Source organism: Bacteroides congonensis (assembly GCF_900130125.1).
GTDB classification, from domain to species: domain Bacteria; phylum Bacteroidota; class Bacteroidia; order Bacteroidales; family Bacteroidaceae; genus Bacteroides; species Bacteroides congonensis.
Window position 1 is genome coordinate 478,060 of sequence record NZ_FQXY01000008.1, and the last position, 12,035, is coordinate 490,094.

A 12,035-nucleotide genomic window follows, 5' to 3' on the forward strand; every position below is an offset into this window, starting at 1 on the left:
CCTGTATTTGAAGCTTGGATAATCTGCTTGGAACGGCATCTTTTCTTGGGCACACAATTGTGGGCTGTAGAGCCCGCGCCTGTAAACTGTACAGCCCGCAAATGTGGGCTATACGGCACACATCTGCGGGCTGAAGTCTTACTGCCTGCAAAGATACATCATCCTGCCTTTATTCGCAAATTTAGTAAGCATTATTTCTATAAAATAAAGGCATGTGACGTAGCAAATAAAGACGGGAAAATTTGTTCGGGCGGCGTACTTGTCGTACCTTTGCCCGACCGTAGTGAAGCTTTCCTTATCGGTAGAAAGAATAATAAAAAAAGATGAAAATAACATTAGTCAGAGACGATGGCAAGGTAAATACCTTACGGACGTTGAAAATAGAGCTCCTTCTGGAGCAGATGAAAACGGAAGTCAAGGCACAGCCCGTCTCCAGGATGAGGGAAGCGTTGAGGTATACCCTTCCGGGAAATTCGATTGAAGAGGTGCGTAAAGTTCCCAAAATGATGCCTGCCGCAGCTTTTGCCCGTAAAGAAGGGGTGATGACCTTGTGCGAATATAACGGCATAGTGATGATGGAAGTCAACAACCTTTCTGGAAGGGCGGAAGCCGACGAGGTGAAAGAGCGGGCAAAAGAACTTCCGCAAACATACCTTGCCTTCACCGGTTCTTCCGGCAAATCAGTAAAGATATGGGTGCGGTTCACTTATCCTGACGACCGCCTGCCGGATTCACGCGAACAGGCGGAGTTTTTTCATGCGCATGCCTATCAGACGGCTGTGAAATATTATCAGCCGCAACTGCCTTTTGATATTGAACTGAAAGAACCGTCGCTCGAACAATATTGTCGGCTGACGTATGATCCCGAACTTTATTTCAATCCGGAAGCGATGCCCGTTTACATGAAGCAGCCTGCCGGTTTTCCGTCCGAAACGACTTTTATCAAACGGACGCGGGAAACCGACTCTCCTTTGCAGCGGATGGCGCCCGGATATGAGAATTATGAAGCGTTGTCGGTACTTTTCTCCGCCGCATTCAATCGGGCACTCGATGAATTGGATGGGTATCGGGGAGAAGAGGATATGCAACCGTTGCTGGTGTGTCTGGCAGGGCATTGTTTTCGGGCGGGTATCCCCGAAGAAGATACCGTGCGGTGGACGAAGGCGCATTACAGGCTTCCTTCGGACGACTTGCTGATTCGCGAGACTGTGAAAAGCGTGTACCGTACCGCCAAAGGGTTCGGCAAGAAGAGCAGCCTGACGGCCGAACAGCTTTTCGCCATGCAGATGGACGAATTTATGAAGCGTCGCTATGAATTCCGATACAATACGTTGACTACGGAAGTGGAATATCGCGAACGGAATAGTTTCAATTTCTATTTTCGTCCGGTAGACAAGCGGGTATTGGCAAGTATCACGATGAACGCCATGTATGAAGGGTTGAAAATGTGGGACAGGGACGTAATCCGCTATTTGGATTCCGATCATGTGCCTGTTTTTCAGCCGGTGGAGGATTTCTTGTATCACTTGCCCCGTTGGGACGGTAAAGACCGGATTTTGGAACTGGCGAATCGTGTCCCCTGTGATAATCCGCATTGGGCACCGTTGTTCAGGCGATGGTTTCTGAGCATGATTGCCCATTGGAGGGGGATGAATAATAAGCATGCGAACAGTACGTCGCCTTTGCTGATTGGTCCGCAGGCATACCGGAAATCTACTTTTTGCAGAATGCTTCTTCCGCCCGCTTTACAGGCGTATTATACGGACAGCATTGATTTCAGCCGGAAGCGGGATGCGGAGTTGTATCTGAATCGCTTTCTGCTTATCAATATGGATGAATTCGACCAGATTAGTCCTACCCAGCAGGCTTTTCTGAAACATATTCTGCAGAAACCGGTAGTGAACACGCGTCGTCCGAACGCTTCGGCAGTGGAAGAACTTCGCCGGTATGCATCATTTATCGCCACGAGCAATCATCGGGATTTGTTGACGGATACTTCCGGTAGCCGTCGTTTCATCGGTATTTATCTGACGGGGGCTATAGATGTGTCGCGTCCTATCGATTATGAACAACTGTATGCACAGGCGCTGGAGTTGCTTTATCATAACGAACGTTATTGGTTTGACTCCGAAGAGGAGGCTATCATGACGGAAAGCAATCGTGAGTTTGAACAATCACCTGCCGTCGAACAACTGTTTATGGTTTATTATCGCGGGGCGGAAGATAAGGAGGAAGGCGAATGGCTGCTGGCTATCGACATCCTGCGACGGATTCAGAAAGCGAGTAAAATGACATTCTCTGCCAGACAGGCTTCTTATTTCGGGCGTATCTTGCAGCGGCTTGGGGTGAAATCCAAACGGAAGACGTATGGGACGTATTATCATGTTGTTCCTTTGGAAGTGGAATAGGATTTGCTATTAATGATTTACTCATATATATAATGCTATGACTAAAAAAGATGCTATAAAAGTATTTGAAGATAAAAAGATTCGTGCTGTTTGGGATGACCAAAAAGAGGAATGGTATTTTTCCATTGTTGATGTGATTGAAGTATTAACGGATAGTGACCGCCCTCGCAAGTATTGGGGGGATTTAAAAAAGAAGTTGAAAACAGAGGGAAGTCAGTTGTCCGAAGAAATCGGACAACTGAAATTACCCTCTTCCGACGGCAAACTGTATAAGACTGATGTAGCTACAACCCAACAACTTTTCCGACTCATTCAGTCTATTCCTTCGCCCAAGGCGGAGCCCTTTAAGATGTGGATGGCTCAAATTGCCAAAGAGCGTTTGGATGAAATACAAGACCCCGAACTGACTATAAACCGGGCGATGATGGAATATAAATCTTTAGGTTACTCGGACAATTGGATTAATCAACGATTGAAATCAATTGAAGTACGGAAGGAGCTTACTGACGAATGGAAAAGGAACGGGATGCAAGAGGGCGTCCAGTTTGCTGCATTAACGGATATAATTTATCAAACGTGGGCTGAAAAGTCGGCAAAAGAATATAAGCAGTTTAAAGGATTGAAGAAAGAAAATCTCCGTGACAATATGACAAACACTGAACTGATCCTTAATATGCTTGCCGAAACGGCTACTACGGATTTGTCCAAGGAGAGAAACCCATCCGGTTTTGCTGAAAATGCCGAAGTGGCAAGAGATGGAGGGAATGTGGCAAAAGTTGCCCGCAAGCAATTGGAAAGTCAGCTGAAACGCCCTGTTATATCTCCGCTTAATGCGAAAAGTACATTGCAAGTTGAGGGTGAATCGAAAAAAAATGAGAGCTCGGGAGAGGAAGTGGAATAATCAACCATGATAGATACCCCATTTTTAATGGTCTAAGTATGATAGATACCGGAAATAAAAATTATCTATCATACTTATTCTTTTGGTTATTAGTGATTTATGAAAATGAATGAGAGCATGATAGTTATTTTTTACTCATAGAGAAGATATTTTGTTCTCATCTCCTTGTAAGCCTGTAATTCCTTTTGCCAGCTATTTCTTATTTTTTCTTCCGAGTCCCCTCTGAGGATAGCTTTGCGTACACTATCCGTGCCCATAAGTAAATCGAACCATCGGGGGCGGGAGAAGAAAGCTGTGCCTTCGCCGGACAATCGGTAGAAATCGAGAAAGTAGCGGAGAGTAAATCCGTTTACGTCGTCCACGTTCCGAAGGTCTTCTCCGTAGCAGGCTACATTCTTGTGCATCGGATTTTTGTCAAAGCCGGGGAGAGAGCGGGGAGTAAAAGTAAAATCTCCATATTTCTTGTTGGGTGCCCCTAGCACTTGGAAGGGAAATGTAGTTCCCCGTCCCACGCTGACGCGGGTTGCTTCGAAAGGGCAAAGTGAAGCGTACAGACGGATGGACTGGTCGTTCGGCAGGTTGGGGGAGGGCTTGATGGGGAGTGAGTAAGGTTCTCCGTGTTTCCATCCGGTCATTGGGATTACCTTTAATGGACAAGGATTTTTCTTGTTGGCAATCCATCCTTCCCCGTTTATCATTTGAGCCAGTTCGCCGATGGTGCATCCGTGAAGTACCGGAATAGGGAGCATACCGACAAAACTTCGATAAGCCGGTTTAAGTACCGGTCCCTCTACATAATCACATGGATTGGGACGGTCCAGTACAATCATCTCTTTATTGTTTTCTGCGCAGGCTTCCATTACATAGTACATGGTGCTGATATAAGTATAAAAGCGTGCTCCCACATCCTGAATATCAAATAAGATAACGTCGATATCTTTTAGTTGGGCGGCAGTCGGCTTTTTATTGTTGCCATACAGGGACACGATGGGGACTCCGGTACGCGAATCTTTTCCATCCTTCACAGTCTCCCCCGCGTCTGCATTTCCCCGGAAACCATGTTCGGGGGCAAATACCTTGACTATGTGGATGTCTTGTTTCAGCAGGGTATCGAGTAGGTGAGTCTGTTCCGTCCCAACGACGGAAGTGTGGTTTACAACCATTCCGACACGTTTTCCTCGGATAAGCGGCAGGTATTGTTCAAAGCGTCCGGCACCTGTGATAACTTTGCCGCTGACGCACTCGGGAAAGAGCATGGCGGACAGAAATAAAAGAATGAGGGAAGTTCTATTTCTCATGTCGGTAATTTTTTGTAATATTGCACAAAAATATTAATTTCTCGTCAAGAGAGCAAAAAAACAAGCACATGAATCCCTACGAAATCATTGATAAGTATTATCCGGAAAATACAGAACAGCGGCAGATTTTAGTAATACACAGCCTTGCAGTGGCGGGAAAAGCTATGAAAATACTGGATGCACATCACGAATTGCGTTTAAACAGGAGCTTTGTGAAAGAAGCCGCTCTCCTGCATGATATTGGTATTTTTCAGACAGATGCTCCTGGCATTCAGTGCTTTGGAGAGAATCCTTATATTGCCCACGGATATTTGGGGGCTGAAATCTTGCGGGCGGAAGGCTTTCCGCAACACGCGCTGGTTTGCGAACGCCATACGGGAGCAGGACTTTCCCTACAGGAGATTATCGACCGGCAACTTCCCATCCCTCACCGTGAGATGTTGCCTGTCACTATGGAAGAACAATTGATTTGTTTTGCCGACAAGTTCTTTTCTAAAACCCGTCTGGACGAAGAGAAGACGGTGGAAAAGGCACGGCAAAGTATTGCCAAATATGGTGAAGAAGGTTTAAGCCGCTTTGACAGATGGTGTTCTTTGTTTTTATAGCACTAAAAAATAATTAAATAACGAAGTTTCCGGCTCATAATTGGTGAAGTTTGTGTACTTTTGCCACTTCAAGCGTAAACTATTAGTTAATGGCGCCATTGAAAGCAAAAATACTTATATCATTAATACTGCTGATTGTCTTGCTGATGCTTCCCGATGAGGCTACGTCTCAGCGTCGAAGAAGAGGAATGATTGCCTCCAATACTGCACAAAAGGACTCCCTGCAAGGGAAAGATTCTTTGAAGGCGGATACGGTTACGGTACGCATTGATTCCGTCGCACCCGTTCAGAAGAAGCAGCCGCTCGATGCACCGGTTGTATACGAATCTAACGACTCCACCGTATTTACTTTGGGCGGGTCTGCTACGCTTTACGGTAGCGGAAAGGTCAATTATCAGAATATCGAACTCGCTGCCGAAGTGATTTCGATGAACCTGGACAGCAGTACTGTTCATGCCTATGGCATCAAGGACTCCACCGGAGTGGAAAAAGGCAAACCGGTATTTAAGGAAGGGGATACTTCTTATGATACGGAAACTATCCGTTATAACTTCAAAACCAAGAAAGCGGGAATCACGGACATCGTCACCCAGCAGGGAGAAGGATACGTGACCGGTAGCAAGGCAAAGAAAGGCGCGAATGATGAAATCTTTATGGAGCACGGACGTTATACGACTTGCGACCACCACGATCATCCGCACTTCTATATGCAATTGACACGTGCGAAAGTACGTCCCAAAAAGAATGTGGTAACGGGACCCGCCTATCTGGTGGTGGAAGATGTTCCTTTGCCGTTGGCCGTTCCGTTCTTCTTCTTCCCGTTCTCCAGTAGTTATTCTTCCGGTTTTATCATGCCGACTTATATGGACGACTCCAGTCGTGGTTTCGGTTTGGCCGAAGGGGGATATTACTTTGCCATCAGTGACATCATGGACTTGAAGATGACGGGGGATATTTTTACGAAAGGTTCGTGGAGACTCTCCGGTCTGACAAACTATAATAAACGCTATAAATATTCCGGTACACTGCAAGCGGACTATCAGGTCACCAAGACGGGTGATAAAGGGATGCCGGACTATACGGTTGCCAAGGACTTCAAGGTGGTTTGGAATCACCGTCAGGATGCCAAGGCCAGTCCGAACAGCACTTTCTCTGCCAGTGTGAACTTCTCAACCAGTAGTTACGAACGTTCTAATATCAACAACCTCTATAATTCCCAGTTGTTGACTCAGAATACCAAAACATCAAGTATCAGTTACTCGCGAAGTTTCCCAGATATCGGTCTGACGCTGTCCGGAACGACCAATATCGCCCAGACAATGCGTGACTCTTCGATTGCGGTGACATTGCCCGACCTTAATATTACATTAAGCCGTCTGTTCCCGTTCAAACGTAAGAAAGCGGCAGGTGCCGAACGTTGGTATGAGAAGATTTCTCTTAGCTATACCGGACGTCTGACGAATAGTATCCGTACGAAAGACGACCGCCTGTTCAAAGCCGGACTGAGCGAATGGGAGAATGCAATGAATCATAATATTCCTATCAGCGCTACTTTCACGCTGTTCAAATATTTACAGGTTTCACCTTCGGTCAATTATACGGAACGCTGGTACACTCGTAAGATTAATCAGCAATACAATGAGGTGGAGCATAAATTGGAAGCATTGCCGGGTGATACGCTGAATGGCTTTTACCGGGTATCCAATTATTCGGCAAGTTTGAGCTTGAGTACGAAGCTGTATGGTATGTACAAACCTCTTTTTGCAAAGAAGAAGGAGATACAGATTCGTCACGTATTCACCCCGCAGGTTAGTTTAAGCGGTGCACCCGGGTTCAGTAAGTACTGGGAAGAATATACTGATTATAACGGCAATACACAATATTATTCTCCTTTCACCGGTCAGCCTTATGGCGTACCTTCGCGTGAGGGGTCGGGAACAGTCAGTTTCTCTATTTCCAATAATTTGGAGATGAAGTATTATGATGCAAAGAAGGATACGCTTAAGAAAGTGAGCCTGATTGATGAATTGGGCGCAAGTATGTCTTACAATATGGCTGCCAAGGAACGGCCGTGGAGTGATTTGAGCATGAACCTGCGTCTGAAACTGACTAAAAACTATACTTTCAACATGAATGCGTCGTTTGCTACGTATGCTTATACGTTCGATAAGAATGGTAATGTGGTGACTGGTAATCGTACGGAATGGTCGTATGGACGTTTCGGACGGTTCCAGGGCTATGGCTCTTCTTTTAATTATACCTTCAATAATGACACATGGAAGAAATGGTTCGGTCCGAAAGAGGATGAACAAGGTAAGGATAAAAAGAAAGGGGATGGTGAGGATGATGATGCGGAAGGAACCGACGGAGAAGATGGAACTGTAACCAAGAAAGTGGAAAAGGCGCAAGCAGACCCGGATGGTTATCAAGTGTTTAAAATGCCTTGGTCATTGAGTCTTAGTTATTCGTTCAATATTCGCGAAGACAGGACAAAACCTATCAATCGTTATTCCATGAGGTATCCTTATACATATACGCATAATATCAATGCGAACGGAAATGTGAAGATTTCCAATAACTGGTCGTTGTCCTTCAACTCGGGTTATGACTTTCAGGCAAAAGAGATTACACAGACTTCCTGTACTATCACCCGTGATTTGCATTGTTTCAACTTGTCTGCCAGTCTTTCGCCTTTTGGACGTTGGAAATATTACAATGTAACTATCCGTGCGAATGCAAGTATCCTGCAAGACTTGAAGTATGAGCAGAGAAGTCAGACGCAAAGTAATATTCAGTGGTACTAAAATCAATGTCGGATATAAAAAAGCGGCTGCATTATCTTTTATGATAATGCAGCCGCTTTTTTATATATATTATTTCAAGATTACCAAACAATTTCCGTTTCTCCGTGTGCTTTCAGATAATCATTTGCCCGGCTGAAATGTTTGTTTCCAAAGAAGCCGTTGTAGGCAGAAAGGGGAGAAGGATGGGCGGAAGTAAGTACCAGATGTTTGTTGCGGTCGATAAATGCTCCTTTCTTTTGAGCGTATGATCCCCACAGGATAAATACCAGGTTTTCTTTTTCTTCTGCCAATGTGCGGATGGCTGCGTCGGTGAATGCCTCCCAACCACGGTTTTGGTGTGAGCCTGCCTGGTGGGCACGTACGGTCAAGGTAGCGTTGAGTAACAATACTCCTTGTTCCGCCCAGCGTGTCAGGTTTCCTGTTGTGGGGGCATCAATGCCTATATCTGCTTTAATCTCTTTGAAGATGTTCACCAATGAAGGGGGGAAGGGGACTCCGTCGTTCACAGAAAAACAGAGACCGTGTGCTTGTCCCGGTCCGTGGTAAGGATCTTGTCCGATGATTACAACTTTCACTTTGTCGAAAGGGCAAAGATTGAAAGCATTGAATATCAGTCTTCCCGGTGGAAATATCTGATATTGGCTATATTCGCTTTTGACGAAATCGGTCAGTGTGCGAAAGTAGTCTTTGTCGAATTCAGGTGCCAGATGTGTCTTCCAGCTTTCTTCAATCTGTACGTTCATAGTAATTATATAAGATGTATTTCAAGTTCCTCACATTCCTTGCGCATATCTTCGGGCCAGATGCTGGCTTGTATTTCTCCGATATGGGCTTTACGAAGGTAGAACATACACAAGCGGGATTGTCCGATACCACCACCGATGGATAAGGGAAGGGTGTCGTTCATCAGTCGCTTGTGGAAATAAAGTTCCAGTCGTTTCTCTTCATTCTCTTCTTTTAACTGGCGTTGCAGGGCTTCTTTGTCTACACGGATACCCATAGATGACAGTTCGATGGAGCGTTGCAGTACATCGTCCCATAGTAAGAGGTCACCGTTCAGTCCGGGCAGGTCGTTCAGACCTTTGGTTGTATAGTCATCGTAGTCCGGTGCACGTCCGTCATGCTTCTTGCCGTCGCTTAGTTTGCAACCTATGCCAATGATAAATACTGCTCCGTATTTCTCACAGATAGCATGTTCGCGGCATTTGGGCTCCAGATCGGGATAAAGTTGGCGTAGCTCTTCCGAATGAATGAAATGTAGCTTTTGTGGCAAGCATGGCTTGATTTGGGGGTACATTTCATATACCATATATTCCGTGCGGATCATGGCCGCATAGATGCGGTTTACGATTTCCTTCAGGAAGTTTACGTTTCTGTCTTCATTGGTGATGACACGTTCCCAGTCCCATTGGTCTACGTAGAGGGAGTGGAGATTACCCAGTTCTTCGTCCGAGCGGATGGCGTTCATATCCGTATAAATGCCATATCCGGGTTCGATACAATAATCAGCTAATGTCAGTCTTTTCCATTTGGCTAATGAATGAACCACTTCTGCTTGTGCGTCGCCCAAGTCTTTGATAGGGAAAGAAACAGGGCGTTCTATTCCATTCAAGTCATCATTGATACCCATTCCTTTCAACACAAACAGGGGGGCAGTCACACGTCGGAGACGCAATTCGGATGATAAGTTTAACTGGAAGAACTCTTTTATTTGTTTGATTCCCAGCTCGGTCTGTTTGAGGTCGAGTAGCGGGTTATAGTTCTTAGGTTTTATCAAGTAACTCATAGGTTTGTTGAATGTTAATTGTCGGCAAAGATAGGAATAAAATTGATATATGTAACGGATATTCTCTAAAAGATTGTCAAATTGATAAAGTAAATGCTCTAAAGCGTTTCAAAATAATAGAGCCTTTGTGAGGGCAGTTACCTTAACAACTATAAAAAAAGAAGAATCATTAGGAAGATGAGAACTTTTTTTATACTTTTGTCATCGCATTCGGAAAGAATGGCTTTGTTATTGAATGAATAGAGCGCTTTTCTGATGTGGGCGGATTGCATAAGCACCTGTAGTTCAATGGATAGAATGGAGGTTTCCGGTACCTCAGATAAGGGTTCGATTCCCTTCGGGTGTACTTTAAAGTCGTACTTTGAGAGAGTACGGCTTTTTTATATCATCCATAAATCTTCCAAATTGAAGAAGAATCTTCCATATTTGCTTTTGACTTACTTGTCGCTATTTATATTTTCTTCTTCTTTCTGATTATTGTCTATCTGCAAAATCCGTTTGGCATTAAGCGAAGATACTACTTTTTGTCCGGTTTCAGCTTCCAGTTTTAGTCTGGCTTCAAGGGCAACGCCACCACCACGTCGTGCGATGTCTTTGTGATCGTCAAACGTTTCGGGTTGGCTTACCTCGGATATTTCTTTAGTAGAGAGTTCGGCAAGCATGTTTAATACAAGCTCTTTATTCGTCATATTATCCCGCAGGTTCTCCTTTTTCAAACCTTTTAATTGCTTATACTCTTTTGTCGTATTTCCTGACCAGGATTTTGTGATAATATCCGTGAGGGTGGCAAATTGAACACCTTCCTCTAAACCACGTGCTTTCCATTCATCGGTGAGCTCTTTCCGAATCTCGATGCTTTTTAATCGCTGATTTATCCAGCTTTCAGAGTAGCCAAGTGCTTTATATTCCATCATTGCGCGGTCGATAGTCAATTCCGGGTCTTGCATTTCGTCCAGGCGTTCTTTGGCAATTTGTGCCATCCAAAGTTTGAAAGGTTCAGCTTTAGGGGAAGGTATGGACTGAATGAGACGGAAGAGTTGTTCGGTAGTTGCTACATCGGTCAGGCGCATTTTACCATCGGTAGCAGGCATTTTCAAAGCGTTACAATTTGTAACGGTTTGGTTTCCCTCGTCTAATAATCTCTTTTTTAGTACACGCCAATATGTTTGAGGGTTGTTACTTTCAGTTAAAACAGCTACAACATCTACGATGGAAAAATACCACTCTTCCTTCGTATCGTCCCATATGGCACGAATCTTTTTGTTCTCGAATATTTTTATAGCATCTTTTTTAGTCATGATATCTTGTGTTTTAAAATCTTTTTATTTTTCTTCTTCTTCTTCTTTTATCCGAGAAGTACAAACTAGTTTCTTATCTGTGTTTTCTGGAGTGTTTTTTTTATCATAATATTCCCAATCCCTTTCAAGTCTTTTGGCTACGTCTATTTTTTCGGTAAAGTAGATGTGTTCTTGTTTTGCTACATCAAAAATGGAATAAAAAAGAATTTCCTGTTCCTTTCCTTTTTCATCCGTATAATAATCTTTGGCTAAAAAGATCTTATACTTGCCATCTTCCCGAACGCAGTATTCTTTGTTCTTTTCAAGAATATAAGTACCAGTGACATCCGTCTCATCATTAGCTACCATTTCTACAAAAATCGGTTTTGGATCTCCAGTTTCCGGCGTTTCTGTTGAATCATCACTGCAAGAGAATAGCAGAGCGACGAGTAATAATCTGAATAGTTTCATATTTGTATTTTATAGGTTTTATATTTTTTCTTTGTCTAATATATTAAGCTCAGCTTTTATTTAACAGACTTGCAAATGTACTACTTTTGCATAATATATCAACAGTAATCAGCTAAATAAATCTGTTTTATATTGTTGATATTTAGTTTGATAATAAAATAGCTGAATGGTGAAGTTTTTCGTATTATGCAACTAAAGTATCAAGATGCAGGTTTTCTGTTTATACTTGCATAATTTAGTCTAAATTGAATAAAAAGTTGTTTTAGATGGCTGCTTTTCCATAGAAAATGATAACTTTGTAGGTGTGGGCAGGTGAATGGATGCTGATTGAAATTCTATGTTTATGACCCTTGCGGAAGTAGACATTTGATGATAATTACATTAACCCTTAACTGGAGTCAGTATCATGGAAGAAGCAGGAAAGAAGAAATGGGCTAGTGTTGTACTAGTTGTTGGCGCTATCGGCTTTATCATTGCTTTGATTT

General features: G+C 43.7%; 10 protein-coding genes and 1 tRNA gene. 6 read left to right on the top strand and 5 right to left on the bottom strand.

Features of this window, described 5'->3' with window-relative positions; all coding sequences use genetic code 11:
• The first annotated feature begins 27 nt into the window (after positions 1–27).
• The 3 genes from BQ7997_RS05325 to BQ7997_RS05335 are packed head-to-tail and all read left to right on the top strand — an operon-like array spanning position 28 to position 3,309.
• Complete coding sequence (locus tag BQ7997_RS05325; protein ID WP_139260885.1) at positions 28–327, top strand: hypothetical protein; 300 nt, start codon at positions 28–30, stop codon at positions 325–327.
• A complete protein-coding gene (locus tag BQ7997_RS05330) occupies positions 324–2,408 on the top strand; it encodes a BT4734/BF3469 family protein (protein ID WP_073344258.1) in 2,085 nt (694 codons plus the stop codon). The genes BQ7997_RS05325 and BQ7997_RS05330 overlap by 4 nt, the downstream gene beginning before the upstream one ends.
• 37 nt (positions 2,409–2,445) lie before the next feature.
• A complete protein-coding gene (locus BQ7997_RS05335; RefSeq protein WP_073344260.1) occupies positions 2,446–3,309 on the top strand; it encodes a BRO-N domain-containing protein in 864 nt (287 codons plus the stop codon).
• A 131-nt stretch (positions 3,310–3,440) separates the two neighbouring features.
• Here the strand turns inward: BQ7997_RS05335 and BQ7997_RS05340 are convergent, their stop codons facing one another.
• A complete protein-coding gene (locus BQ7997_RS05340; protein WP_073344263.1) occupies positions 3,441–4,607 on the bottom strand; it encodes an exo-beta-N-acetylmuramidase NamZ family protein in 1,167 nt (388 codons plus the stop codon).
• A gap of 68 nt (positions 4,608–4,675) precedes the next feature.
• Here BQ7997_RS05340 and BQ7997_RS05345 point away from each other — a divergent pair, with 68 nt between their 5' ends.
• Both BQ7997_RS05345 and BQ7997_RS05350 read left to right on the top strand, forming a co-directional pair.
• The gene (locus BQ7997_RS05345) at positions 4,676–5,212 is read left to right on the top strand and encodes an HDIG domain-containing metalloprotein (RefSeq protein ID WP_044654406.1); all 537 of its coding nucleotides are present in this window, start codon (positions 4,676–4,678) and stop codon (positions 5,210–5,212) included.
• 89 nt (positions 5,213–5,301) lie between these two features.
• Positions 5,302–8,016, top strand: a complete 2,715-nt coding sequence (locus BQ7997_RS05350; RefSeq protein WP_073344266.1) for a putative LPS assembly protein LptD — start codon at positions 5,302–5,304, stop codon at positions 8,014–8,016.
• Between the two features lie 80 nt (positions 8,017–8,096).
• On the opposite strand, the gene ung is transcribed toward BQ7997_RS05350, so the two are convergent.
• The gene (gene ung / locus BQ7997_RS05355) at positions 8,097–8,759 is read right to left on the bottom strand and encodes a uracil-DNA glycosylase (RefSeq protein WP_073344269.1); all 663 of its coding nucleotides are present in this window, start codon (positions 8,757–8,759) and stop codon (positions 8,097–8,099) included.
• A 5-nt stretch (positions 8,760–8,764) separates the two neighbouring features.
• Entirely contained in the window at positions 8,765–9,802 is a 1,038-nt protein-coding gene (asnA, locus tag BQ7997_RS05360; RefSeq protein ID WP_073344272.1) for an aspartate--ammonia ligase, read from the bottom strand.
• Positions 9,803–10,076: 274 nt separating this feature from the next.
• Here asnA and BQ7997_RS05365 point away from each other — a divergent pair.
• Positions 10,077–10,148, top strand: a tRNA-Arg gene (locus tag BQ7997_RS05365).
• A 91-nt stretch (positions 10,149–10,239) separates the two neighbouring features.
• On the opposite strand, the gene BQ7997_RS05370 is transcribed toward BQ7997_RS05365, so the two are convergent.
• Both BQ7997_RS05370 and BQ7997_RS05375 read right to left on the bottom strand, forming a co-directional pair.
• Entirely contained in the window at positions 10,240–11,100 is an 861-nt protein-coding gene (locus tag BQ7997_RS05370; RefSeq protein WP_073344276.1) for a BRO-N domain-containing protein, read from the bottom strand.
• Between the two features lie 24 nt (positions 11,101–11,124).
• Positions 11,125–11,550, bottom strand: a complete 426-nt coding sequence (locus BQ7997_RS05375) for a hypothetical protein (RefSeq protein WP_073344278.1) — start codon at positions 11,548–11,550, stop codon at positions 11,125–11,127.
• Positions 11,551–12,035: the final 485 nt, after the last annotated feature.